Consider the following 25,862-nt stretch of genomic DNA (forward strand, 5'->3'; position numbering starts at 1 on the left):
TTACTGTGGTGCAAATATAAAAAGAAAGTTAAGTTCAAAACAAGCTTTTTGGCAAAAAAAATTAATAAAAAACAACATTTTACTATAACCTATTTAAAATTAAAACGTTATAAAATCAATTATTTTTAGAAAATCATGAATATTATAAAAGAAATCCCATCAAATGAAACTTATGCCGTACGTCAACCTGTTCTTAGAAAAGGAAAACCTATCGAAAGTTGTATCTTTGAAGGAGACGATCTTGAAACAACGCATCATTTCGGCTTATTTAGTGACGAAAATTTAACAGGAATAATTTCGTTATTCAACCAAAGCAACCCTATATTTGCCGAAAAATTTCAGGCACAGATTCGAGGAATGGCTATTTTAGACCATCATCAGAAAAAAGGTTATGGAGAAGCACTGGTTAAACATTGTGAAACCTATTGCAAGGACAATCAAACCGACTTAATTTGGTTTAATGCCAGAACCGCTGCAGTTGGTTTTTACAAAAAAATGAATTATCAGGTTTTAGGAGAACCCTTTGATATAAAAGACGTTGGAGAACATTATTTAATGTTTAAAAAATTATAGAATGAAAAAACTTTACTTTCTTTTAGCAGTATGCATTTTTATTAGCTGCAAAAAAGAGGAACCTAAAATAAAGCCCGTTGTGGTTAAAAAGGCTCCTGCAATTATACTTACTGACGAAAGAAAAGTAGAGATAGATACCGCGTTACTAAATACTTTTAAAAGCGAAACTCTTAAACAATTTTACATTTCATCTGAAAATAAAACGGTTTGGGGAAACCTAAAAAAAAGAACTTATGTTTTATCTCAGTTAGAAAATTCAGATGAATTGGGTTTAAATCCTGAAGATTATAAAGCAACGCAGTTAAAGAAATTCGAAAACAGAATAAGCAAACTAAACGATTCTGATTTAGCCACTTATGATATTCTATTGACTTACAATTTCGAAAAATATTTAAATCATTTATATAAAGGAAAACTAGATCCCAAAAAGTTATATACGGATTGGGATCTTGACGAAAAAACATTCGATGTAAATAATGTTCTTATTAAAGCTTTTAATAAAGACAAATTAGACAGCATTGTTGAGAGCGTTCAGCCAAAATCAGAAACATACAAACAGTTATTAAAATCGCTTAAAATCATCAATACTTTTCCTGACGAAGACATCCAAAAAATTGACGCAGTTAAGAAAATCACTTTAAACGATACAAATAATGCCTTAATACCTATTAAAAAGAAACTTTTATTTTGGAAAGATATGTCTGGAAAAGACAGCCTTACTGATAAATACGATAAAAAGACTTTCGAGGCCGTTAAGAAATTTCAAGCCCGTCACGGCCTTGCCGATGATGGTGTTATTGGTATAGGAACTATCAGCGCCTTAAATTATTCTAAAGAAAGAAGAAAACAGCAGATTATTGCCAACTTAGAGCGCTGGAGATGGTACCCGACAGAATTGGCAGAAAACTATTTCATCATCAATATACCGGATTACAGCCTGCATGTAGTCGAAGAACAAGATACCACTTTGGTTCGAAATATTGTAGTAGGAACAAGTTCTAGAAAAACACCCATTATTACATCGGTACTAAAAACAGTTGTATTTAATCCAACGTGGACAGTTCCGCCAACGATTTTAAAAGAAGATGTTGTTCCCGCCATGAAACGAAACCGTAATTATTTGGCAAAGAAAAACATAACTATTTACGACACATCTGGAAATGTAGTTGAACCAACGGCCTGGAACGAAAACAAACCTAGTAACTACAGATATGTACAAAGCCCGGGATATAATAATTCGTTAGGATTAATGAAGATTTTATTCCCCAACCATCATAGCGTTTATTTGCATGATACAAACCACAGAAACAATTTTGTACGCAACAATCGTTCTTTGAGTTCCGGCTGCGTGCGTGTAGAAAATCCGCTGGAACTGGCCGAACATATTTTAAATGATTCAACACGATTTTCTAAAAGCAAAATTGATACAATTATTGCTACTAAAAAAACAATGAGTTTCAAGATAACCAAGAAATATGCTTTGTATCAATGGTATTGGACAGCTTGGAGCAAAAAAAATCAGCTCATTTTTAGAGCTGATATTTATAATTTAGATGCAGATTTGTATGCTAAGTTAAGAGATTAACCTCTCCTCCATCGTAAAACTTCTTGACGGATGATAGATATACAAACATGATTTATCTTTTATTGCTTCGATTATCTCATCTGTCAATTCTACAGGAAGTGCAGGACAACCCTGGCTTCTGCCTAGTCTTTTATGATCTCTGATAAAGGATTCAGAAACATAATCAGCACCATGCATTACAACACCTCTTTCGCGTGCATTATCGTTAAGACCTCTTTCAAGACCATCTAAACGCAATGAAGCTCCGTGTTTACCTCTGTAAATTTCGCCTGTTGCATAAAAACCTAAACTGCTTTTAAAAGACGAATTTAAGTTTGAAAATGCAGTAGCAAATTCTTCTCCGGTATTTCTTCCGTGAGCCACTAAAGAGTTAAATAATATGGTATTGGTAGTCATATCAATTACCCAAAGACGTTTGGTATTTGATGATAGACTAAAATCAACTAATGTTAGAATGTTTTTTTGAATAATCCCTTTTTCTTTTAAAAGATAAAAACCTTTTAATGCTTCTGAAAAAGATTTCAGTTCAGGAAGATTAAAATTGTTAGAATTTAAAGAGTTATAAATGGTCTCAATTCTTGCATCAACAGTAAGCTTTTTTTCAACTTTAGCTATACTTCTTGTCGTTGCATTCTTTAATTCGGGTGCGTTTTTTGAATCTTTGCCAAAAGACAATAACAAAAACACAAGCAGCGGATACATTTTGTAAATCATTGAATTTCTTTAGGTTAATAATAAAATTTGGGTAGAGCAAAAATATAAATTTTTGAAAAGCCTCAAAATAAAAGCCTGTAAATCAGGCTTTTTTTGCTTAAAATTTAACATTATTAACATAAAACGGATATTTATGTAAGATTATTTCCTATGCTAAAAATCATAATGTTTTGGCTTTTTTTCTTAAAAAAAGCTGAACAAAATGGAAATTTTAAAACTTAACTTGCTATAAATAGAACAAAATGCAGTGTATTTAGATTAGATTAATGCAAGTAAATAGATTTTTTTTCTGGTTTAAACTTTATAAATAGAAATATTTTTTTTCTATTAGATTCATAGCCAACAAAAAACAGCTTATTAACTAATGATGCCTTAAAACACATTTTTCCAATCAGCGTAAAATATTTTATAGACTATAGTGCTGTTAAAAATAAGGTTAGAAAAAGAGCTTAGTGTGAATTAATTTTAAAAAATAAAGGCTTCTTTAATTAAATCAATATTTTTTTTTATAGTTCATTTTATTAAATATAAATGTAACATTCGTCAGGTTTCAAACTTTAGAAATGCCTTATCTTTGTAAAAAACAAAATGTAATGAACAAAAAAGTTATCCTTATGATTTTAGATGGTTGGGGAAAATCTCCTGACCCTAAAGTATCTGCAATAGACAATGCAAATGTTCCTTTTATAAATAGTCTTTACAAAAATTACCCAAGCGCACAGCTTCGTACCGATGGATTAAACGTTGGTTTACCTGAAGGGCAGATGGGGAACAGTGAAGTTGGGCACATGAACCTTGGTGCCGGACGAATTGTATATCAGGATTTAGCCAAAATAAATTTAGCAGTAGCCCACAAAACATTGGCTAAAGAACAAGTTTTAGTTGATGCTTTTACTTATGCTAAAGAAAACAATAAAAAAGTACACTTTTTAGGATTAGTTTCTGATGGAGGTGTTCACTCTCATACATCACACTTACGCGGCCTGATCGATGCTTCGCAGGAATATGGTTTAGATCAGGTTTATGTTCATGCTTTTACAGATGGTCGTGATGTTGATCCAAAATCAGGAGCAAAATACATTCACGATTTAGATGAATATATTAAAGATACTCCAGTAAAAATTGCTTCTATCATTGGCCGTTACTACGCAATGGACCGAGATAAACGCTGGGAACGTGTAAAACTAGCTTACGATTTAGTAGTTAACGGAGTAGGAATTCCGTCTACGAATGCTGTTGCAAGTGTTTTGGACAGTTATGCACATGATGTTACTGACGAATTTATCGAGCCGGTTGTTATTGTAAATGAAGAACAAAAACCTTTGGCAACAATTGTTGAAGGTGATGTTGTAATCTTCTTTAACTTTAGAACAGACAGAGGCCGTGAACTTACAGAAGCGCTTTCTCAGCACGATTTTCACGAGCAAAACATGCACAAATTAAACTTGTATTATGTAACGCTTACCAACTACGACGAAACGTATCAAAACGTAAAAGTGGTTTACAATAAAGATAATATTACCGAAACTCTTGGTGAAGTTTTAGAAAAAGCGGGTAAAAAACAAATCCGTATTGCTGAAACAGAGAAATATCCGCACGTAACGTTTTTCTTTTCTGGCGGAAGAGAAGTTCCTTTTGAAGGCGAAACCAGAATTTTGAGAAACTCTCCAAAAGTAGCAACTTACGATTTACAGCCGGAAATGAGCGCTTACGAACTTACTGATGCTCTTGTTCCTGAATTGAACAAAGGCGAAGTAGATTTCGTTTGTTTAAACTTTGCAAATGGCGATATGGTTGGTCATACCGGAATCATGAGCGCTGCAATTAAAGCTTGTGAAGCCGTTGACGCTTGCGCGAAAAAAGTAATCGAAGCCGCTCTTGCAAATGATTATACTACAATTGTAATTGCAGACCACGGAAACTGTGAAACCATGATTAATCCTGACGGAAGCCCTAATACAGCGCACACAACAAACCCAGTGCCTATTATTTTGGTTGACAAACAATTGAAAAATATTCAAGATGGTGTTCTAGGTGACATCGCTCCTACTATTTTAGAATTAATGGGAGTACAGCAGCCAAATGCTATGACTTGTCATTCGTTATTGTAAAAAACACTTAAACTATTTTAAACCATATAAGTGATATAAGTTCATTTAATTGAACTTAAAAAATCTCGCAAAGACGCTAAGTCGCAAAGAAATTTATAAAACTTTGCGCCTCTGCGACTTTGCGAGAACTATTTTACACTAGAATATAACACTTAGTTCAGCTTTTATCTTATGTGATTTTCATTTCTTAAATTAAGCAATGCTTATTTATATTTACTTACATCACTTATATGGTTTATATTTTTAATATCCCAATTTTATCAGCCTGAGCGAAGTCGAAGGTACATGACGTTTAAGAATCAAAAAGGCTTCGACTCCGCTCAGCCTGACATTCGTGTCCATGGTTCAAGATCAAACAACAAAATAATGATAAAGCTGTTCGACACCATAAATAATAAGCCCGATAATACCGCCTACTAAAGTTCCGTTGATTCTGATATATTGAAGATCTTTCCCTATTTCTAATTCCAGTTTTTCAGAAACCTCTTTTCCGTCCCAGCTTTTTACGGTAGATGAAATTAAATCTCCTATTACCTTTTTATTATTTAAAAGAACCGAAAGCAGATCATTTTTAATGAAATTATTGATTTTATCAATCATAACAGAGTCTTCTTTAATTCCGTTTCCAAAACCTTGAATTAAACCCGAAATACTATTTTTAATTGACGACTCATCTCCTTTGCTTAAATCATTGGTTATGGATAGTTTTATTTCGTCCCAAATTCCGTTAATGTAATCCTGAACCTCTTTTTTCCCAACAAAACCTAAAATCATATCATTGATTTTAACCCTCATTTCTTCAGAGTTTTTTACTTTTTCTAAAAAGTCAAAAATATATTCATCAATCTTTAAGCGAACTGCACTTTCTGGCTTTTTAGCTTCATTTAGAAAATCCTGTAAACCGTTAAAAACACCTTCGGTAATACTTTTATCAGCTAATCCGAAACTCAAAAGCGGCGTTGAAGCTTTTACTTTCTGTCTGATTAAATCTTTATTATTGGTTAATTCAGCACTCATAACTTCCAAAAGATTGGTCAGCATTTGATTTTTTAAATCTCCCTTTTGCAAAGGTTCTAAAGCGACGGCAACCCAATTTCCAAAATTTATTCCCTCCATTTTTTCTTTGAACTGAACCTGAATAAATCGCTTTACATCTTCATCTTTTATGGTTTTTAAAATTCCGGGGATAATATTAACCGAAACCACATTCGCAATTTTATTGGCATTTTCTTCCTGCGAAAGCCAATCTGAAGCCTTTGTTGCGAAGTTGAATTCTTCTAATTTAATTTCTAATTTTTCACGGTTTAGAAATTCTTCCGAAACAAAATTCCCGAGGTTTTCCCCAATTTCATTCTTCTTCGTTGGAATAATTGCCGTATGCCAGATTGGAATTCCAAGCGGATGGCGAAACAAAGCCACAACCGCAAACCAATCGGCAATTCCCCCCACCATTGCCGCTTCGCTGAAAGCCTGTAAAATGGGAATTTTAAAATATATAGCAATTATAAAAAGAAGCACCGCAAAGCCTAAAAGTCCCAAAGCGCTGCGCTGCATTCGTCGTAAAGCTTTTACTTTGGATATATCTTGATCTATAGTAGTTTTCATGATTTTACACGTTTTTACTACTAATTTAGGGCTTTTTTCTGGGATATTGAATTAAAAAAGTCTGCCACAAATTTCACGAATTAGCACGAATTACAATTTAATAAGCTTCAATTAGTGTGAATTCGTGAAATTCGCGGCAAAAAAATTACTTAAAAAATGAGATAAAAATTGTACTTTTGCCAACTGAAAATCTGAAAAATATGATCATCCAAAAAACCAGAGAAGAAATCGAATTAATGCGCGAAAGTGCTTTAATCGTATCGAAAACATTAGGAATGATTGCTTCTGAAATTAAAGAAGGAGTTACTACATTATATCTTGATAAATTAGCCGAAGAATTCATTCGTGATCACGGTGCGGTTCCAAGCTTTTTAGGTTTGTACGATTTCCCAAATTCACTTTGTATGAGTCCAAACTCGCAAGTTGTACACGGGATTCCGAATAATATACCTTTGAAAAGCGGAGATGTAATTTCTGTTGACTGTGGTGCATTTAAAAACGGATATCACGGAGATCACGCCTATAGTTTCGAAATTGGAGAAGTTGCTCCAGAAGTTAAACAACTTCTAAAAGTAACGAAAGAATCTCTTTACGTAGGAATTAGAGAATTTAAAGCAGGAAATCGCGTAGAAGATGTTGGAAATGCGATTCAAAAATATACAGAATCTCACGGATATGGTGTGGTTCGCGAATTAGTTGGGCACGGTTTAGGGCAAAAAATGCACGAAGAACCAGAAATGCCAAACTACGGAAAACGCGGCCGTGGAAAGCTTTTTGTTGAAGGAATGGTTGTAGCAATCGAACCGATGATTAACCTTGGAACAAAAAACATCAAACAACATAAAGACGGCTGGACAATTACAACAGCTGACGGAAAAGCAAGTGCCCATTTCGAACACGATGTAGCTTTAATAGACGGGAAACCGGAATTATTATCGACTTTTCAATACATCTATAAAGCCCTGGGAATCGAAAGCAACGAAGAAGACGAATTTAGAAAAGTGCCTCTAGTACTGTAAGATATTCCACAGAGATTCACAAAGATATATACGCCGAGGTTCGCAAAATTTTTTATATGCCTTTAAAAATGTATTTGGAAAATGTAGTATCACAAGATGAACTAGATTCTATTTCATATAAAATTATTGGTTTAGCAATTGAAGTTCACAAACAATTAGGTCCAGGTTTATTAGAATCTGCTTATCAGGAATGTTTGTATTATGAAATTAAGAATTCAGGTTTAATTGTTGAGAAACAAAAAGCCTTACCAATAATCTATAAAGACATAAAATTAGATCACGGATATAGAATTGATTTGTTAATTGAAAACAAAATTGTAATTGAACTAAAAACAGTTGAAGCTTTTACTGATGTACATTTTGCGCAAATACTAACCTATCTGAAGCTCGGAAATTATCCATTAGGATTACTTATTAATTTTCATTCAAAAATATTAAAAAACAATATAAAAAGATTTATAAACACTTTGTGAAGCTCTGTGCCAACTTTGTGTAACTCTGCGAAACAGCCCCATGAAGAAACTTTTCAAACTAGTACTTAACACTATACCTCGTCCATTATTAATTCGTTTGAGTTATGTGGCACGTCCTATTTTAGCTTTCTCGTTAAGAGGAGATAAATTTACAGATCCTATCGATGGCAGAAGCTTTAAATCGTTTTTACCTTACGGATACGGAAAACAACGTAATAATGTGCTTTCGCCAAGTACACTTTCGTTAGAAAGACATCGTTTGCTTTGGTTGTATTTAAACGATCAGACTGATTTTTTTACAGCACCAAAAAAAGTACTTCATTTTGCTCCCGAACAAGCTTTTTACAAAAGATTCCGTAAGCAGAAAAATCTGGATTACACCACAACCGATTTGTTTTCGCCTTTGGCCGATGTAAAAGCAGATATCTGCAATTTGCCTTTTAAAGACAACGAATACGATGTGATTTTATGCAATCATGTTTTAGAACATATTCCGGATGATACAAAAGCGATGCGAGAATTGTACCGCGTTTTAAAACCAGGCGGAATGGCAATTTTGCAGATTCCGCAGGATTTAAATCGTGAAGTAACTTTTGCTGATGACTCTATTACAGATCAAAAAGAGCGTGCTAAAATATTTGGCCAGTACGATCACGTTCGCATTTACGGACGCGATTATTTCGACAAGTTAAGAAGCATTGGCTTTATTGTAATCGAAGAAGATTATACCAATAAAATTGCACCAGAGTTAGTTGAAAAATACTGTTTGGCAAAAGGCGAAATTATTCCGCTTTGCTTTAAACAGGAAAACTAATTTTTTCACATATAAGTGATACAAGTTCATTTAAAAAGAGTTTTCAAATTATTGATATTTTGAAAACTCTTTCTTTTTTTGCCCCATCTCTAAATTATAAGCCAACCAAATCCCTAAACCTTGGAACCTACAAAACCTTATCAATTTTGTTTTGACATCAGTTTTGAAAAAAATCTGAATGCCTATATCCCAACATCCTACATCGTTGAGAATACTGTAGAAATCAAATATCTAGACAAAAAAGCAACTGCCGGAATAATCGAAAGTTTCGGTATTGTTTTTGAAGATTTACATTCTAATACAAAAAAAATACTGACCGCCTGCGAATCTTTAAAACCTGAATTCATATTCAAAAAATTCAGCACCAAAATCAAATCGGCTAAAAGCATTGCTGATTTGCAAAAAGATTCAAAAATCGAGTTTGCAATCCGTCAGCATTTAAAATTTCATTTAAGTTCGTTTTACAGCCTTATAGTTCAGGAACAATTTCCTTTATCTATAAATCTTGGCCCCGAGAAAGATTTCTATCGTTCCAGAGTGGATGTTAGTCCGCTTTATTTTGAACCCCAAATTCAATTTGACAAACACGCCGAAGGAATTACCTATACCCTTTCTTTAAAAGAAAATGAAACGGCTTTTCTTCCAATGAACAGCAATGCCGATATTCTTTTAGACGAGCCGGGCTGGTTAATTATCAATAAAAAACTAGGACAGTTAAAAGAGCTTAACGCTAAAAAACTGATGCCGTTTTTAAAGAAAAAATCAATCGAAATACCCTCTAAATTAGTCGACGATTATTTTAAAAATTTTATTCCGGAAATAGCCAAGAAAATTGACATTGAAGCAACTGGTTTCGAAATTGAACAGCGCGACGAAATTACTTCCTGCACGATTCAGCCGGTTTATGATTTCTTTAAAAACTGCTATTACCTCAACCTTTATTTTGATTACAACGGTTATTCATTTGACGCCAGTAAAACGAAGAAAACACATTCGTTTGTAGATTTCAGTGTTACCAATGAACCTAAAATCATTCAGTTTAAACGAAATAGTGAGGAGAATTTATATGCTGATAAATTAGCCGAAATTGGTTTAATAAAAATTAAAAACGAATTATTTGGATTCAATTCTGACGCTGAAACTTCTGATCCTTATGTCAACATTCAATTGATCATTGACAATAAAGAAAAACTGGAAAGTTTAGGTTTTGACATTCAAAATTTAAAACTCGAAAGCAAAGAAATTATCACATCTAATCATACTATTGCTGCATCAAAAGATACAAACGGAGATTGGTTTGATATTAAAATCATCATTACAATTGGGTCTTATACGATTAATTTCAGCGAAATTATCCCAAATATAAAAAGCAAGGAAAGACTTTTTCCTCTGCCTGACGGAAATTATTTTTTGATTCCGTTAGAGTGGTTCAGCAAATACGGTTCTCTGGCAAAACTGGCCAAAACAGAAAGTGGCACTTTACTTTTACGCAAAAGTAATTTTACAGCACTGGACGCCATTCCTGAGATCAAAGACGATGTAACGTATAAAGCAGAATATATTGCTTCTGACTTATTAAAAGCAACTTTAAGACCGTATCAAATTGAGGGTGTAAAATGGCTTTTAGGTCACTTTAATTCCAATTTAGGTGCTTGTCTTGCTGATGATATGGGACTTGGAAAAACATTGCAGACTTTAGCTGTTCTGGTTGCTGTTCAGGAACAATTAGGATTTACAACCAAAACAACCAATTTTGATTTGTTTGCTAATGAAACCACAATTGAAAGAGAACCGCTTAAAGCCTTGATTGTTTTGCCTTCTTCATTGGTTTTTAACTGGTTTAATGAAGCAGGGAAATTCACGCCTCATTTTTCGAGAATGCAATATGTGGGTAATGACAGAAAACAATTAGTGAGCCGATTAGCCACAACCGATTTAATTTTTACGAGTTACAGCATTATTCATCGTGATATTTCGATTTTAGAAAAGTATGATTTCCGTTATTTGATTTTGGATGAAAGTCAATACATTAAAAATAAAGATTCTAAGATTTTTAAAGCCATCAATAAAATAAGTACAGGGCATAAAATCGCGCTAAGCGGTACACCAATCGAAAATTCGCTGGATGATTTATGGTCGCAGATGCAGTTTATAAACCCAGATATTTTGGGGACTTACAATTTTTTCGCTGCCAATTTTAAAATTCCAATTGAGAAAAAACAGAATGAAGACGTTTTATCTGAATTAAAAAATCTGGTGCAGCCTTATATTTTGCGACGAACCAAAGAACAGGTTTTAAAGGATTTACCCGAATTATCAGAGCAGATTTACTATTGCGATATGGATCCTGATCAGGAAAAATTATACGAAAAAGAAAAATCGAAAGCTCGAAACTTTTTATTAAAAACAGATGGTTCTAGTCCGGACAAAATCAGTATTATCAATACGCTGATGAAGTTAAGACAATTGAGTAATCACCCAAAAATGGTAGATCAGGAATCTGAAATTGATTCCGGAAAATATATTGCGGTTACCAATTATCTGGAAAATTTGGTCAAGGCAAAACAGAAAGTCATCATTTTCAGCTCGTTTGTTACCAACTTAAATTTCTATACAGATTGGTGCAAAGAGAACAAAATAACCTATTGCCAAATTACCGGCGAAACTCCGGCAGACAAAAGAGAACAGCAGGTAAAACAGTTTCAGGAAAAAGAAGAGCCTTTATTGTTCTTTATTTCATTAAAAGCGGGAGGTGTTGGTCTAAATATTACCAAAGCTTCGTATGTTTTGTTTTTAGATCCTTGGTGGAATCCTTTTGCAGAAAAGCAAGGAGTTGGAAGGGCGCACAGAATTGGGCAGTTAAATAAAGTAAACGTGGTTCGTTTTATTTCTAAAAATACTGTTGAGGAAAAAATCATCAAACTGCAGGAAAACAAAAAACTATTGTCGGATTCACTTTTAGAAGAAAGTTATATCAACGACGAAATTCAGGCAAATTTAGAGTACATTTTGAATTCTTAATCAAGTTCCAATAAATTGGCATCTTAATACGTTTAATAAAATTCTTATATTTACAATCTTACAACGTAATAAGATGCCAAAATTTTTATATCAAAGCTTAATTGCGCTTTTTATTTTTACTTCGGCGAAAGCCCAGGAAATACAAACAGAAGTAGTTCCTCCATACAATATTAAAACCGCCACTTTTGTTCAGAATGGTAATAATGTCGTTCCGATCTTTGAACTGAATTCTACATTCGAATTTCAATTTGATGATTTGTTTGGTAACGAAGCTAATTATTATTTCGAAATTACGCATTGCGATTACAATTGGAAACCCAGCGATATTCCTAAAACAGATTATTTAAGAGGTTTTGACGGCCAGCGAATTATGGAGTATGCTAATTCTTTTAATACACTTCAGGTGTATTCGCATTACCGACTTCCGTTTCCGAATCAATTTACAACGCAGATAAGATTATCAGGAAATTATATGCTGAAAATTTTAAATGAAGATAAAGAAGTCGTTTTATCCCGAAAATTTATTGTTTATGAGGAACATTGTACGGTTGGTGTGCAGGTAAAAAGAACGCGAAACCTCAGCAATATTGAGCATAAACAAAATCTTGATTTTACAATTGCCTCAAACGATATTACTTTTCAAACGCCAACACAAAATGTAAAAGTGCTTTTGATACAAAATGGAAATTTTAATACGGCTATTAAAAATATTGCGCCTCAATATACAATTGGAAATCAATTGGTTTACAAATACGATGCTGAAACACAATTTTGGGCAGGAAATGAATTTTTATACTTTGAAAATAAAGACATTCGGGCAGCAAATAATAACGTAGGCAGAATTGGTTCTAACAATGATATTTACAATGCTTATTTGTATACAAATAGAGCAAGAGGAAATCAGAACTATACCAATTATCAGGATGTAAATGGTAATTTTGTGGTGAAGAACATAAACGGTTCTGACAACACCATCGAAGCCGATTATGCCTGGGTTTATTTTACACTTTCGGCGCCGGCCTTTCAACTCAACAAAGACATTTATATTACGGGAATGTTCAATAATTACAGTCTTTCGCCAGAATATAAAATGGATTATAATACAGATAAAGCGGTATTTGAAAAAGCAGTAATGATCAAGCAGGGTTTTACTAATTTTCAATACACAGTCGCCGATAAAAAAGGAAATATCGATTTTGAAAATGCAGTTGATGGCAATTTTTATCAGACAGAAAATGAATACACTATATTAGTTTATTACAGAGAAAGTACAGATCGTTATCAAAGAGTTATAGGAAAAGGCAATGCAAACTCAATAAACATCGTTAATTAAAACATTGTTAAGGTTTTAGGAATCCTAGTTTTTTTTCGTAGCTTTGTACCTATAACGCACACAGATTTACTAGGTTAGTATGGTTTCTCAAATTACACGAGGCATAAAAATATCGGTTTTAACTAGTTTTGAAGGTACTTACTTCAAGAACTACAAGATTCACTTTGCTTTTAGTTATGTGGTTACAATCGAAAACCACAGTAAAGATTCTGTTCAGTTAACTTCTCGCCACTGGGAGATTTTTGATTCTCTAAATGATCTTGATATTGTTGACGGTGAAGGCGTTATTGGTAAAAAACCGGTTTTAAAACCAGGTGAAAATCACACTTACAGCTCGGGTTGTTTATTATCATCTCCTTATGGTGCCATGAAAGGTCATTTTAATATGATCAATTTCACTACAACCAAAACATTCAAAGTTATTGTTCCTACTTTTAGAATGTGTGCTCCTTTTGCATTGAACTAATTCAGCGTTTTATTTCTATTACTTCTTCCTTTGTAATGGCATACACTTGGTCATTTTCTTCGGGAATTAAGTAAAAATTGCCTGTAAATTCTCCAAAAGAAGGAAAAATCAATTGGTGCGGTTTTCTAAAAAAGCAGGACAAACTTAAAAATTGTCTTCCTAATCCTTTTAGTTTTATTCCGGGGTGAATGTGTCCGCAAAAATTAAAAAAGTTTTCTCGCGTTGTGGGGTGATGTGTAAGCAGAAAATCGTTGATTATTAATTCTTCGTAAATTTCGATATTTAAATCGGCGTAGTTTTTTTTTGAAATAATATCGTGATTGCCTTCAATTAAAATAATCTGCTGGGAAACCGTTTTAGTCCAATCTGCAAAAAAGTTCCATTCGTTATTGATTTTACTGTGGAATAAATCTCCCAGAAAAATAATCGTTTCTGCATCGAATAAACTCAAAACTTCGTTTAATCTCGCAAAGTTTTCCAAAACAGCTTTTTCCGGAATCGCCATTCCATGTTTTCTAAAATGCGCAATCTTCCCTAAATGCAAATCAGAGATCAGGAGCATCTTTTTTTCTTCCCAGAAAGCAACACCGGATTGATGCAAAACTAAATTTTGATTGTTGATACTAATTTTCATATTGTACTTATTTCATGTAACTCGCTGTCATTTTTTTTATTCTTTCCTGCAATGTTTCGCTGGATATTTTTTCGCGTAATCGATCTGTAATTATCGGAAAACTAAACGGAGTTGGTTTCTTACATTGCTTCCAGACAATCGTCTGGTTATTTATTCTTTCCATGGCCTGAATCAAACGTCCTTCTTCTAATTGATGCTCAAAGGTTTCTGTATAAGCCTGCTGTAATAATAAATTATCGGGTTCGTAATCCCTAAAAACTTCAAAAAGCAGTTGTGAACCACTTTGTAAGTGTTTCGTTTTAACTGGCTTTCCGGGCATTCCGGTAAAAACCAAACCCGCGATAACGGCAATATCACGAAACTTTCGACGCGCCATTTCGGTTGAATTTAAACTTTTCTGTAAATCATGATGAACATATTCGGTAGTAAACAAATTGTTATCAAAAACAGACTGCATATCAATTTCCTGATCTGAAAGAAGTTCGAATCCGTAATCGTTATAAGCCAGCGAAAACGTGATTGGCGACAATAAACTGATTCGATATGAAATTAAACTAGCCATTGCTTCGTGAACATAACGGCCTTCAAAAGGATAAAAAATGGCATGAAAACCTTCGCGTGTTTTAAAGGTTTCAATTAAAAACTCATCATTATTAGGCACAATACTTTCCTTTCTTTGTCTGTCAAAAATTGGTTTTAATGCTTTTAATTCGGGAGTTAGATTATCTGTATTTGCAGCATACAACTCTTCCCGGAGCAATTCACTCATTTGCGCTGATAACGTCATTCGTCCTCCCATCCAGCTTACTACCCGCGCTGTTTTTTTAGGATCGGCTTTTCGAACTAAAACCTGCATATTTTTAATTTGAAATAATTCGAGCCGCCTTCCGGCAAAAGTAAAAACATCGCCTCGTTGTAATTTTGAAGCAAACCATTCTTCGATTGTGCCGATAAAACCGCCGCTTAAAAACTTCACATTCAAAACGGCATCGCCCACAATCGTTCCCATTTGCATACGGTGATGCATGGCAATAAAACGACTGTTAATTTTAAAACGTCCGTCGGCTTCAATTTCTACTTTTTTAAATTCGTCATAGGCTTGTAAACTCTGACTTCCGTTTGTAATAAAATTTAAAATCCAATTCCAGTTTTCTTTGGTTATGTTTTGATAACAAAATGTTGTTTTGACTTCTTCGTAAATTTTATCCGGAAAAAATCCGTCAGAAACGGCCAGTGTATTAAGATATTGCACCAAAACATCCCAGCTGTTTAAATACGGCATTCGATCTTCGACAACGGTTTTAGCAACTGCTTTTTTTAATGCCGAAGCTTCGATTAATTCCATAGCATGCGTTGCCAGAAAATAAATCACACTTTCTTTTCCCGGCTGGTGTCCGCTTCTTCCTGCTCTCTGCAAAAAACGCGCAACACCTTTTGGACCTCCAACCTGAATAATGGTTTCAACAGGTGCAAAATCGACACCAAGATCTAAACTCGAAGTACAAACTACGACTTTTAATTCTTCGTTTCTAATCGCGTCTTCCACCCACAAACGGGTTTCTCTGCTGATACTTCCGTGATGCATCGCCATTTCGCCCGCAAATTCCGGATATCTCTCTAAAATAGCCTGAAACCAAATTTCGCAGGCAGAGCGTACATTGGTAAAGATTAAAGTGGTTTTACTTTTCCGAATAATTTTGGCAACCTCATCAATTAAATGCAAACCCATGTGTCCGCGCCACGGATAGGTTTCCATTTTTTCAGGTAGAATCGATTCTATCTTGATTTTTTTATTGATGTGCGCTTTAATCAAAACGGAGTTTCTATAAGCTTCAGTATTATGACCTAATAAAACTTCTTGAGCCAATTCGAGATTTCCAATAGTGGCCGAAATTCCCCAGATTCGCATTTTGGGTGCAATCGTTTTTAATCTCGAAAGCGCCAATTCCATTTGCACACCGCGTTTGGTTCCCATTAATTCGTGCCATTCATCAACCACGATCGCGCCGCAATTGGCAAACGTTTTTTCGTATTGTTTGGATGCCAAAAGAAGCTGTAAACTTTCGGGCGTTGTAATTAAAAGATCGGGCATTTTATTTTTCTGCTTTGTTCTTTCGCTTTGCGAAGTATCCCCAGACCGAATTCCAACGGTTAACGGCAAATCTAAATCTGTAATAATTCGTTCTGCTGCTTGTTTTATTTCTACAGAAAGTGCTCGCAAAGGCGTAATCCAAATGGCTTTTAATCCGGGTTTATGTTTGCTTTTATAATCGGGATTTTTTTTAATGTAATCGAGCACTACAGGAAACCATAAGGCATAGGTTTTTCCGCTTCCTGTCGGCGCGTTTAACAAACCGTTTTTTCCCTGCAGGAAAGCAGTCCAGGTTTGTGTCTGGAATGGAAAAGATTTCCAACCCTGACTTTTAAACCAGTTTTCGGCTAATACATATAATTCGTCCCTGTTCATTTTTGTTTAGGTTCAAAGTTGCAAAGGCTCAGAGGGACAAAGTTGAGCTGTTTCCTGTTTTTTCTTTGAAACTCTGTTACTCTGTCCCTTTGAACCTTTTACGCAATCATGTTTTTTAAATCTTCAATAGAATTGGCTTCTTCTATTTTTTTGTCTTGTCGCCATCTCAAAATTCTTGGAAACCGAGTAGCAATACCACTTTTATGTCTTTTGGAAAGAGAAATCCCTTCAAAACCAATTTCAAAAACCAATTGCGGCGTTACGCTTCGAACCGGGCCAAAACGCTCTAAAGTATTTTTCTTTATAAAATCATCGACTTTTCTAAATTCGGCATCGGTTAAACCGGAATACGCTTTCGCGAAAGTGACGAGTTCTTTTTCGCCATTCTCATTGTTCTGCCAAAGCGCAAAAGTATAATCGGTAAACAAATTAGAGCGTCGACCGTGTCCGCGCATCGCGTAGGTCAAAACGGCATCAATTACCAAAGGTTCGATTTTCCATTTCCACCAATCCCCTTTTTTTCTTCCTACCTGATAAGGCGACGTGTTTCTTTTCAACATCAAACCTTCGCTTTTCATTTCACGCGCTCGTTCTCTTTCCTTTGCCACATCTTCCCATGAAGTTAAGGAAATCTTTTCTGAAAGTCGAAATGATGTTGTTAAGTCTTTTATTTCATTGTATAAATCTTCCAACAATTTCCTTCTATCTATATACGGTAAATTCCGAATGTCTTTTCCTTCCCATTCTAAAATATCATACGCTTTTAAGATTACAGGAACTTTTTCCAGCAAATTTGCCGATATGGTTTTACGCCCAATTCTGGCCTGTAAATCATTAAAAGTTCCGATTTCATTTTCTGGAAAAGCCAGGATTTCGGCATCAATTACAGTTCCGTTTGGAATAATGCCGAGAAAAGATTTAAACTCCGGATATTTATCGGTAACCAGCTCCTCTCCTCTTGACCAAACATAAATTTCATCATCGCGAATAATGGTTTGCGAACGGATTCCGTCCCATTTATGCTCAACAGACCAATCTTCGGGGTTTCCTAAATCTTCTACTTCACCTTCAATTGGATACGCGAGATAAAACGGATAAGGTTTTGATAAATAATCAGAACTCTTTTCATCCAGAATCAATTCCTGAAATGTAATGGTATTTGGATTCCAATTTCCCATTAATTTGTAGGCCAATGCATCTTCATCAACATTTTCTGCTTTAGATAAGGCTCTTGTCATTAATTTTTGGCTTACGCCGATTCTAAAGCTTCCGGTAATTAGTTTGGTAAAAACAAAGCGTTCGTAATAATTTAAGGCAACCCAGTTTTCATGCAGATATTCTTTTTTCTCTTGATCGGTTTTCTTTTTTAAAGCGATGATTTCCTGTAGAAATTCAGTTAAACTTTTATCAGAATGTTCTTTTGTAGTTGGAATTATCAAGGCAATGGTTTCGGCCAAATCACCTACAATATGATAGCTTTCTTCAAAAAGCCACAACGGAATATTCGCCAATTCATTTGCCCAAAGACGCAGTAAAGTGGTATTAACCGGTCTTGCCGGACGACGATGCGAAAGAATAGCAATTGTCCATACTTTATCCTCCGGCGATGCATTTTTAAAATACGTCGTCAGGGCATCGACTTTTACGTTCGTTTTATTTGAACTGTCCAGTGTTTTTATGAGTTGGGCAAAATTTTTCATCTCCTTTAATTTTCAGAAATAATCGAAGTTTCACTTTGATCTGCTTCGGTTTCTTTTTCTTCTTTTTCCATTTCCGCAGTTTCCCCTTCATATTGTGTTTTTTCGGTTCTGGCGTCGTAACCTAATTCTCTTAAATATTTGGCAAAAATATCGGTATAACCATGCGTGCAGATTACGCGTTCTGCGCCCGTTGCTTTGACGCTTTCTAATAAAGAATGCCAGTCGCAGTGATCGCTTAAAACAAATCCTTTGTCAATGGCACGCCTGCGTCGTGCACCGCGAAAAGCCATCCATCCGCTTGCTGCTCCGGTTACAAAAGGCGTCATTTTTCTAATCCAGATACTTCCGTGCGCACTTGGCGGGGCGAGAACGATATTCCCTAAAAGCGCTTCTCTTTTTGTTTCTCTGGTAATTAATTCGGTTGGAGGAAAATAAACCATTGGACGTAAAACATTCGTCATATTTTCTATCGCGCCGTGGGTATATATTTTTCCAATATCAGTATCTAAATATTTTAAAAGTCTTTGTGCTTTTCCTAAAGAATATCCAAAGAGAATTGAAGTTCTTCCTTCGGCTTTATTCTCCGCCCACCAATTATTGATTTCCGAAATTACTTCGGCTTGCGGTGTCCAGTTAAAAGCAGGTAATCCGAAAGTGCATTCGGTTATAAAAGTGTCACATTTTACGACTTCATAAGGTGTTGAAATCCCATCATCTTCGGTTTTATAATCTCCGGTAAAAACCCAGACTTCGCCTTTATGCTCTACTCTTATCTGCGAACTGCCTATAATATGTCCAGCAGGATGAAGTGAAAATTTCACGTTATTGATCACAAAGGTTTCTCCCCACTCTTTTCCGGTAACGTTTATTTCGCCTAAACGATGACGAATTATAGGAATATTGGTATGATGGGTAATATAATTTTGATGTCCCCAGCGCGAATGATCGGCATGTCCGTGTGTAATGATGGCGTTTTTTACAGGACGCCATGGGTCAAGATATACATCGGCCTGCTGGCAGTAAATACCTTTGTCATTAAAAGCTAAAAGGGGAGTTTTCATAATTGTACATTTAAAAAACATCTTTTCAGAAGTACCTCAAATTTAAACCTTTATAAGAAGCTGTATTTTACAACTTCATGTGATTAGTTTATTAAATTACAACTTTTTAGTATTGTATTGTGATTTAATCAAATTATCATTTGTACTTTTGTAGAAAATTAAACAATTCGTAAATTTTAAAACAATTTATCCCATGTTAAAAGGATTCTTTCATGTACCAAAAGCGGTAAATGAACCTGTAAAAGGTTACGCACCGAACTCACCAGAAAAAGCAGCTGTTCAAGCAGCGTACACCACAATGTGGAATTCTCAAATTGACGTTCCATTACACATTGGAAGCGAAGAAATTAGAACTGGAAATACAAAAAACATTACAGCTCCTCATGATCACAAACACGTAGTTGGAAAGTATCATTTAGCTGAAAAACAACATATCGAAAAGGCAATTGCAAATGCTCTTGAATCAAGAAAAGCGTGGGCAAATATGGCATGGGAACAACGTGCTGCTATTTTCTTAAAAGCGGCTGAATTAATCGCTGGTCCTTACAGAGCACGTATTAATGCTGCAACTATGATTGGTCAATCTAAAAATATTCACCAGGCTGAAATTGATGCTTCTTGTGAATTAATTGATTTTCTACGTTACAATGTTGAGTTTATGACTCAAATCTACAACGATCAGCCAAAATCTGATTCTTCTGTTTGGAACCGTGTAGAATACAGACCTCTTGAAGGTTTTGTTTACGCTATTACTCCTTTCAACTTTACTGCTATTGCTGCAAATCTTCCTGCAAGTGCTGCTATGATGGGTAATGTTGTAATTTGGAAACCAAGTGACAGCCAAGTATTCTCTACAAAAATTATTCTTGATGTTTTCAAAGAAGCTGGTGTTCCTGACGGAGTTATCAATGTAGTTTTTGGTGATGCTTTAATGATTACGGATACTGTTTTAGCAAGCCGAGATTTTGCTGGAGTTCACTTTACAGGTTCAACTCACGTATTCAAAGATATCTGGGCAAAAATTGGAGCAAACATCCACAATTATAAAACATACCCAAGAATCGTTGGTGAAACTGGTGGTAAAGATTTTATCATTGCACACCCAAGCGCAAACGTAAAACAAGTTGTTACAGGAATTACTCGTGGTGCTTTTGAATTCCAAGGTCAAAAATGTTCTGCTGCATCTAGAGCTTATATTCCTCAAAGTTTATGGCCAGCTGTAAAAGAACAATTAATTACTGATGTAAAATCGATGAAAATGGGTTCTCCGGAAGATTTCGGAAACTTTATTACAGCAGTTATCCACGAAGGTTCTTTTGACAAATTAGCAAGTTATATCGATCAGGCTAAAAAAGATGCTGATGCTGAAATTATCGTTGGAGGAAATTATGATAAGTCTGTTGGATACTTTATTGAGCCAACGGTTATTGTAACTACAAATCCAAAATATACTACAATGGAAACTGAGTTGTTTGGACCAGTTATTACGATTTATGTTTATGAAGATGCTAAATGGGAAGAGACTTTAGAATTAGTTGATACTACTTCTGAATATGCTTTAACAGGAGCCGTTTTCAGCCAGGATCGTTATGCTATTGAAGTGGCTACAACTAAATTACAAAATGCTGCCGGTAACTTCTACATTAACGACAAACCAACTGGAGCAGTTGTTGGAATGCAGCCATTTGGAGGCGCAAGAGCTTCTGGAACTAACGATAAAGCAGGTTCTGCATTAAACTTATTACGTTGGGCTTCTCCAAGAACTATTAAAGAAACTTTTGTAACCCCAGAAGATTACAGATATCCTTTCTTAGGTTAATTTTTGTTTCAAGTTTCAAGTTTCAAGTTTGAAACTTGTCAATATAAAAAAGCCGAATCTTAATAAAGATTCGGCTTTTATTTTTTATTCAACTTCTTCCTTTTTTCTTCAAATAATTCATCTATAATAAAAATTGTAGTATTTTTCCTATTTACTTAATTTTCAGCATGATGCATCCTTAAAATACCCTATTTTGCTATTTTTTAAACTTTTTGGTCTGCAAAAAGATAATGCGTCGGTATAATTTTGCCCTTACCAAAATCATTAAAATTATATACATAAAATATTAGACTTATGAGAAATCTAAACAACGTTCCGAAAGTAATTTCAGAGTCAAGAAGCATTGGTCATGCTATCGATTTTAAATGGACAAAAAAGAAAATAAATCAACTGCTGGATCCATTAGAAGGAAACGAAGAGTTAGAAAAAATCTTAATACAAATTAACCACAAAGGTTCTGTAGGGCTAACTGCTGCACTTTTAGAATGGGTATACTGGCGCTTTACAGGATATACACAAACTGTCAATGATACTCAAAAACGTATTGAAGCTCTTTGGTGTTCTATTAATAACCGCGAACAAACAAATCCTTTGTTGTTTGATACTGATCTCAACCTATCTGCGGCAGGTTCTGTAAATGGCGCGTTATGGATTGCCTTAATGAATGTGAGAATGATCGATGTAAGATACAGAAAAGGTTCTTACTTTTTACAAGAAGAACTTGTGGGATTGATTTTATTGGCACGCCATATAACACCTAAAAAGAAAATTTTTGACAAATGGTTCAGTCAAATTATAACTGAATTAGCTGCTCTATATCCTTGTCCTTATAGAAATGCAACATTAGATCAAACGGATGAAGCTGTTTATGATTCTTCAAACGAACCTGTAATTTGCCGTGAATTCTTCTTCGATTCTGAATTTAAGCATAGTATTGAAGCATCTGAAAATGCAATCCATAATTTCATCGATAATTTAGATCTTAAAGCAAATCCTTTTTTAGATTTTTCAAGAAAGGCATCTTAGTAATTTTTAATTCAAAAAAATACCCCGAAGAAAATCTTTTCGGGGTATTTTTATTTAAACCTTAAACTTTAAAGGAAGATGAACCACTTTTTTGGTTTCAAAAAATTCATCTTCAAATATTGCGGCTAAATCATACAATGTCGCTTTTGGAAAATCTTTTAATTCGTCGGCTAAATCGCCTCCTTTTAAATATAAGATTCCATTTTTTAAAGTATGCTTGTGCTGCTTTTTGATTTTATCGTGTATCCAGGAAACAAAATCCGGCATATTGGTTACGGCTCGGCTTACAATAAAATCGAAATCTCCTTTTACCAGTTCAGCACGCTTTTGTTCTGCTTTTACGTTTTTTAATTCTAATGCATCCACAACTCCCTGAACTACTTTTATTTTCTTTGCAATAACATCAATCAAATAAAAACGAGTTTCAGGAAAAAGAATCGCTAACGGAATTCCGGGAAAACCGCCTCCGGTTCCAACATCTAAAACTGTTGCTCCGGGCTCAAACTTCATGATTTTCGCAATTCCTAACGAATGCAAAATATGTTTTGTGTATAACGAATCAATGTCTTTACGCGAAATAACATTGATTTTCTCATTCCAATCGTGGTATAAAAAGTCTAATTTTTGAAATTGTTCGATTTGAAGATCGGTCAAATCAGGAAAATATTTCAATATCTCATCCATTGCTGTAAATTTTTAACAAAAGTACTACTTTACGATTGAAATATTTAACTCAATTTTGCAAATTGAGAATTTATAATAATTACCTTTGAAACCTATTTAAAACAATTATGAATAACACTGCTCCAACTTTTGCAAGGCAAGACAATCTGAAGTTCTTTAGAACACTTAACTCTCGGGTAAACAATTACTTTAAAGAGAATAATATTCAGAAAACCGGAAACTGGAAATTACACTTAAAAGCCGTTATTCTATTTGCAGTTTTTTTAACTCCCTATTTTTTAATCCTTACACTTAACATGCCGTTTTGGGTAATGCTGCTTTTATCAATCGTAATTGGTATTGGTATGGCAGGAGTTGGAATGAACGTAATGCACGATGGTAATCACGGTTCATACTCAAATAAAAGCTGGATTAATAAATTTATGGGAGGAACAATTTATGTTCTTGCCGGAAACGTTTACAACTGGCAGGTACAGCACAATGTGCTTCATCATACTTATACCAATATTCCCGGTCACGACGAAGACTTGGATGCAGGAAGAATTATCCGTTTTACAGAACATGCAGAATGGCATAGTTTTCACCGCTTTCAGCATTACTACTCTGTTTTCTTATATGGTTTATTGACTTTCAATTGGGCCATTACTACTGATTTTAAACAGATGAGAAATTATCTGAAAAGAAAATTATCTTACGGAGAGCCAAAAAGCCCAAAAATTCTTTGGACAACTCTTATCATTACCAAACTTATCTATATCTCTATTTGGATTGTTTTACCAATGGTAATTGGAATTACATGGTGGAAAGTACTTCTTGGATTTTTTGTAATGCATTATACTGCCGGATTGATCTTAAGTGTAGTATTCCAATTAGCACACGTTGTAGATCATACTACAAATCCTTCTCCAAATGAATTAGGAGAAATGGACAATACCTGGGCTGTTCACCAATTGTACACTACGACCAATTTTGCGCCAAAAAATGCAATCGTAAACTGGTACACAGGCGGATTAAATCATCAAATCGAACATCATATTTTCCCTAATATTAGTCACATTCATTATGGTAAAATTGCAAAAATCGTGAAGGAAACTGCAAAAGAATGTAATTTACCCTATTACGAATACAAAACAATGGGAAGCGCTATTGTAGCTCACTTCAAACATTTACGTGACTTAGGAATGAAACCTGAATTATCTGTTTAAACTAAAAAAAATCTATTAATAATTAACCATCCTTAATTAAACTGCGATTAAGGACATTCAAAATTTTTATAATGAATCATATTCTTTCGGACAGAATCAACAACTTAGCAACATCACAAACTTTAGCAATGGCTGCTTTGGCACGTGAGTTGAAAGCACAAGGAAAAGACATTATCAGTTTAAGTTTAGGTGAACCTGATTTCAATACACCAGACTTTATTAAAGAAGCTGCAAAGAAAGCAATCGACGAAAATTACAGTACTTATTCTCCAGTAGAAGGTTATTTAGAGTTGAGAGAAGCAATCTGCAGAAAATTCAAAAGAGACAATGATTTAGATTATAAACCATCTCAAATCGTAGTTTCAACAGGAGCAAAACAATCTTTATACAACATTGCACAAGTAATGTTAAACGATGGTGACGAAGTTATTCTTCCGGCTCCATACTGGGTTTCTTATTTCGAAATCGTAAAACTTTCCGGCGGAGTTCCAGTTGAAGTTCCAACATCTGTAGAGACTGATTTTAAAATTACACCAGAACAATTAGAAGCGGCTATCACGCCAAAAACAAAAATGATGTGGTTCTCTTCTCCTTGTAATCCATCTGGATCTGTTTACAGCAGAGAAGAATTAACTGCACTTGCGAAAGTTTTAGAAAAACACCCAAATATTTATGTAGTTGCCGATGAGATTTATGAGCACATCAATTTCTCAGGAACTTTCTGCAGCATCGCTTCAATTCCTGGAATGTTAGAAAAAACAATTACAGTAAACGGGGTTGCAAAAGCATTTGCAATGACAGGATACAGAATTGGATATATTGGAGCACCAGAATTTATCGCAAAAGCGTGTACAAAAATTCAGGGACAAGTAACATCTGGAGCAAACTCTGTAGCACAACGCGCTACCATTACAGCTGTAGATGCTGATCCAAGCGTATTAAACGAAATGGTTCAGGCTTTCCACGGTCGTAGAGATTTAGTGGTTGGATTATTAAAAGAAATTCCAGGAGTAAAAATCAACGTTCCAGAAGGAGCGTTTTATGTATTCCCAGACGTTTCTTCTTTCTTCGGAAAAACATTAAAAGGAACTGAAATTAAAGATGCAAACGACGTTTCGATGTATCTTTTGGCTGAAGCAAATGTTGCAACAGTAACAGGAGACGCTTTCGGAAATCCAAATTGTATTCGTTTCTCTTACGCAACAAGCAACGATATTTTAAAAGAAGCATTACGCAGAATCAAAGAAGCTTTGACTGCATAATATCTCTTCAATAATTTTATTAAAACGGCTTAAGGTTAAAAGTTTCATCACTTTTATGCTTTAAGCTGTTTTTTTTATGAAGTCATTTTGGGCGTGTCCCTTCGGGTCGGGCTATACGTTACAAGTCCTCGCACTTCCTTCGTCAGGCTGTGGGCTTTCCACTGCTATCCCTCACGCAAACGTAAACTAGAAAATTCATTTTCAAAAGAAAACAATATCTGGTTCAATTGCCTCCAGCTTCAGCTGGAGGTTATAATTAAACTTCGATAAAGGCTTTAGCCAAACTATGC

At 34.7% G+C, this 25,862-nt stretch carries 20 protein-coding genes; 13 read left to right on the forward strand and 7 right to left on the reverse strand.

Features of this window, described 5'->3' with window-relative positions; translation table 11 throughout:
* The first annotated feature begins 135 nt into the window (after positions 1-135).
* Entirely contained in the window at positions 136-573 is a 438-nt protein-coding gene (locus tag AC1RRQ_RS04705; protein ID WP_493021879.1) for a GNAT family N-acetyltransferase, read from the forward strand.
* 1 nt (position 574) lies between these two features.
* Positions 575-2,158: a L,D-transpeptidase family protein gene (locus AC1RRQ_RS04710; RefSeq protein WP_493021880.1), complete on the forward strand. Its 1,584-nt coding sequence runs from the start codon at positions 575-577 to the stop codon at positions 2,156-2,158.
* Here the strand turns inward: AC1RRQ_RS04710 and AC1RRQ_RS04715 are convergent.
* A complete protein-coding gene (locus tag AC1RRQ_RS04715; RefSeq protein ID WP_493021881.1) occupies positions 2,147-2,872 on the reverse strand; it encodes a murein L,D-transpeptidase catalytic domain family protein in 726 nt (241 codons plus the stop codon). The two genes, AC1RRQ_RS04710 and AC1RRQ_RS04715, sit on opposite strands and share 12 nt — an antisense overlap.
* 593 nt (positions 2,873-3,465) lie before the next feature.
* Here AC1RRQ_RS04715 and gpmI point away from each other — a divergent pair.
* Positions 3,466-4,983 (forward strand): 2,3-bisphosphoglycerate-independent phosphoglycerate mutase, encoded by a 1,518-nt coding sequence (gene gpmI, locus AC1RRQ_RS04720; protein WP_493021882.1) that lies wholly within the window; start codon positions 3,466-3,468, stop codon positions 4,981-4,983.
* Between the two features lie 351 nt (positions 4,984-5,334).
* On the opposite strand, the gene AC1RRQ_RS04725 is transcribed toward gpmI, so the two are convergent.
* Positions 5,335-6,588 (reverse strand): DUF445 domain-containing protein, encoded by a 1,254-nt coding sequence (locus tag AC1RRQ_RS04725; protein WP_493021883.1) that lies wholly within the window; start codon positions 6,586-6,588, stop codon positions 5,335-5,337.
* A gap of 200 nt (positions 6,589-6,788) precedes the next feature.
* Here AC1RRQ_RS04725 and map point away from each other — a divergent pair, with 200 nt between their 5' ends.
* The 6 genes from map (at position 6,789) to apaG (ending at position 13,714) form a co-directional block, all read left to right on the forward strand.
* A complete protein-coding gene (gene map / locus AC1RRQ_RS04730) occupies positions 6,789-7,607 on the forward strand; it encodes a type I methionyl aminopeptidase (RefSeq protein ID WP_493021884.1) in 819 nt (272 codons plus the stop codon).
* Between the two features lie 56 nt (positions 7,608-7,663).
* Positions 7,664-8,080, forward strand: a complete 417-nt coding sequence (locus tag AC1RRQ_RS04735; RefSeq protein WP_493021885.1) for a GxxExxY protein — start codon at positions 7,664-7,666, stop codon at positions 8,078-8,080.
* Positions 8,081-8,120: 40 nt separating this feature from the next.
* A complete protein-coding gene (locus tag AC1RRQ_RS04740) occupies positions 8,121-8,894 on the forward strand; it encodes a class I SAM-dependent methyltransferase (protein WP_493021886.1) in 774 nt (257 codons plus the stop codon).
* Between the two features lie 120 nt (positions 8,895-9,014).
* On the forward strand, positions 9,015-11,915 hold the full coding sequence (locus AC1RRQ_RS04745; RefSeq protein WP_493021887.1) for a DEAD/DEAH box helicase: 2,901 nt from the start codon (positions 9,015-9,017) through the stop codon (positions 11,913-11,915).
* A 73-nt stretch (positions 11,916-11,988) separates the two neighbouring features.
* Positions 11,989-13,248, forward strand: coding sequence for a type IX secretion system plug protein (locus AC1RRQ_RS04750; RefSeq protein WP_493021888.1), 1,260 nt, complete (start codon positions 11,989-11,991; stop codon positions 13,246-13,248).
* 79 nt (positions 13,249-13,327) lie between these two features.
* On the forward strand, positions 13,328-13,714 hold the full coding sequence (apaG, locus tag AC1RRQ_RS04755) for a Co2+/Mg2+ efflux protein ApaG (protein WP_012023834.1): 387 nt from the start codon (positions 13,328-13,330) through the stop codon (positions 13,712-13,714).
* Position 13,715: 1 nt separating this feature from the next.
* On the opposite strand, the gene pdeM is transcribed toward apaG, so the two are convergent.
* The 4 genes from pdeM to AC1RRQ_RS04775 form a co-directional block, all read right to left on the reverse strand.
* Positions 13,716-14,348 (reverse strand): ligase-associated DNA damage response endonuclease PdeM, encoded by a 633-nt coding sequence (pdeM, locus tag AC1RRQ_RS04760; RefSeq protein ID WP_493021889.1) that lies wholly within the window; start codon positions 14,346-14,348, stop codon positions 13,716-13,718.
* Between the two features lie 7 nt (positions 14,349-14,355).
* The gene (locus AC1RRQ_RS04765) at positions 14,356-16,815 is read right to left on the reverse strand and encodes a ligase-associated DNA damage response DEXH box helicase (protein WP_493021890.1); all 2,460 of its coding nucleotides are present in this window, start codon (positions 16,813-16,815) and stop codon (positions 14,356-14,358) included.
* Between the two features lie 98 nt (positions 16,816-16,913).
* Positions 16,914-18,515, reverse strand: coding sequence for an ATP-dependent DNA ligase (locus AC1RRQ_RS04770; RefSeq protein ID WP_493021891.1), 1,602 nt, complete (start codon positions 18,513-18,515; stop codon positions 16,914-16,916).
* A 5-nt stretch (positions 18,516-18,520) separates the two neighbouring features.
* Complete coding sequence (locus AC1RRQ_RS04775) at positions 18,521-19,576, reverse strand: ligase-associated DNA damage response exonuclease (RefSeq protein WP_493021892.1); 1,056 nt, start codon at positions 19,574-19,576, stop codon at positions 18,521-18,523.
* A 193-nt stretch (positions 19,577-19,769) separates the two neighbouring features.
* Here AC1RRQ_RS04775 and pruA point away from each other — a divergent pair, with 193 nt between their 5' ends.
* Positions 19,770-21,395 carry an L-glutamate gamma-semialdehyde dehydrogenase gene (pruA, locus tag AC1RRQ_RS04780; RefSeq protein ID WP_493021893.1) on the forward strand — a complete coding sequence of 542 codons (1,626 nt, stop codon included), beginning with the start codon at positions 19,770-19,772 and terminating at the stop codon, positions 21,393-21,395.
* Positions 21,396-21,689: 294 nt separating this feature from the next.
* Complete coding sequence (locus AC1RRQ_RS04785) at positions 21,690-22,421, forward strand: hypothetical protein (RefSeq protein ID WP_493021894.1); 732 nt, start codon at positions 21,690-21,692, stop codon at positions 22,419-22,421.
* Positions 22,422-22,475: 54 nt separating this feature from the next.
* On the opposite strand, the gene rsmG is transcribed toward AC1RRQ_RS04785, so the two are convergent.
* Complete coding sequence (rsmG, locus tag AC1RRQ_RS04790) at positions 22,476-23,105, reverse strand: 16S rRNA (guanine(527)-N(7))-methyltransferase RsmG (protein ID WP_493021895.1); 630 nt, start codon at positions 23,103-23,105, stop codon at positions 22,476-22,478.
* Between the two features lie 107 nt (positions 23,106-23,212).
* On the opposite strand from rsmG, the gene AC1RRQ_RS04795 reads away from it, so the two are divergent.
* Together AC1RRQ_RS04795 and AC1RRQ_RS04800 are read left to right on the forward strand one after the other, a co-directional pair.
* The gene (locus AC1RRQ_RS04795) at positions 23,213-24,310 is read left to right on the forward strand and encodes a fatty acid desaturase family protein (protein WP_493021896.1); all 1,098 of its coding nucleotides are present in this window, start codon (positions 23,213-23,215) and stop codon (positions 24,308-24,310) included.
* A 71-nt stretch (positions 24,311-24,381) separates the two neighbouring features.
* Positions 24,382-25,572, forward strand: a complete 1,191-nt coding sequence (locus AC1RRQ_RS04800) for a pyridoxal phosphate-dependent aminotransferase (RefSeq protein ID WP_493021897.1) — start codon at positions 24,382-24,384, stop codon at positions 25,570-25,572.
* Positions 25,573-25,862: the final 290 nt, after the last annotated feature.

Source organism: Flavobacterium sp. GW821-FHT12A05, assembly GCF_058807735.1.

Bases quoted from the DNA above. Each gene is read 5' to 3' on its own strand.
- AC1RRQ_RS04795 (WP_493021896.1), top strand. From the start codon at position 23,213: ATGAATAACACTGCTCCAACTTTTGCAAGGCAAGACAATCTGAAGTTC.
- AC1RRQ_RS04710 (WP_493021880.1), top strand. From the start codon at position 575: ATGAAAAAACTTTACTTTCTTTTAGCAGTATGCATTTTTATTAGCTGC.
- AC1RRQ_RS04735 (WP_493021885.1), top strand. From the start codon at position 7,664: ATGCCTTTAAAAATGTATTTGGAAAATGTAGTATCACAAGATGAACTA.
- pdeM (WP_493021889.1), bottom strand. From the start codon at position 14,348: ATGAAAATTAGTATCAACAATCAAAATTTAGTTTTGCATCAATCCGGT.
- AC1RRQ_RS04715 (WP_493021881.1), bottom strand. From the start codon at position 2,872: ATGATTTACAAAATGTATCCGCTGCTTGTGTTTTTGTTATTGTCTTTT.
- map (WP_493021884.1), top strand. From the start codon at position 6,789: ATGATCATCCAAAAAACCAGAGAAGAAATCGAATTAATGCGCGAAAGT.
- AC1RRQ_RS04705 (WP_493021879.1), top strand. From the start codon at position 136: ATGAATATTATAAAAGAAATCCCATCAAATGAAACTTATGCCGTACGT.
- rsmG (WP_493021895.1), bottom strand. From the start codon at position 23,105: ATGGATGAGATATTGAAATATTTTCCTGATTTGACCGATCTTCAAATC.
- AC1RRQ_RS04770 (WP_493021891.1), bottom strand. From the start codon at position 18,515: ATGAAAAATTTTGCCCAACTCATAAAAACACTGGACAGTTCAAATAAA.
- pruA (WP_493021893.1), top strand. From the start codon at position 19,770: ATGTTAAAAGGATTCTTTCATGTACCAAAAGCGGTAAATGAACCTGTA.
- AC1RRQ_RS04785 (WP_493021894.1), top strand. From the start codon at position 21,690: ATGAGAAATCTAAACAACGTTCCGAAAGTAATTTCAGAGTCAAGAAGC.
- AC1RRQ_RS04775 (WP_493021892.1), bottom strand. From the start codon at position 19,576: ATGAAAACTCCCCTTTTAGCTTTTAATGACAAAGGTATTTACTGCCAG.
- apaG (WP_012023834.1), top strand. From the start codon at position 13,328: ATGGTTTCTCAAATTACACGAGGCATAAAAATATCGGTTTTAACTAGT.
- AC1RRQ_RS04725 (WP_493021883.1), bottom strand. From the start codon at position 6,588: ATGAAAACTACTATAGATCAAGATATATCCAAAGTAAAAGCTTTACGA.
- AC1RRQ_RS04750 (WP_493021888.1), top strand. From the start codon at position 11,989: ATGCCAAAATTTTTATATCAAAGCTTAATTGCGCTTTTTATTTTTACT.
- AC1RRQ_RS04800 (WP_493021897.1), top strand. From the start codon at position 24,382: ATGAATCATATTCTTTCGGACAGAATCAACAACTTAGCAACATCACAA.
- gpmI (WP_493021882.1), top strand. From the start codon at position 3,466: ATGAACAAAAAAGTTATCCTTATGATTTTAGATGGTTGGGGAAAATCT.
- AC1RRQ_RS04765 (WP_493021890.1), bottom strand. From the start codon at position 16,815: ATGAACAGGGACGAATTATATGTATTAGCCGAAAACTGGTTTAAAAGT.
- AC1RRQ_RS04740 (WP_493021886.1), top strand. From the start codon at position 8,121: ATGAAGAAACTTTTCAAACTAGTACTTAACACTATACCTCGTCCATTA.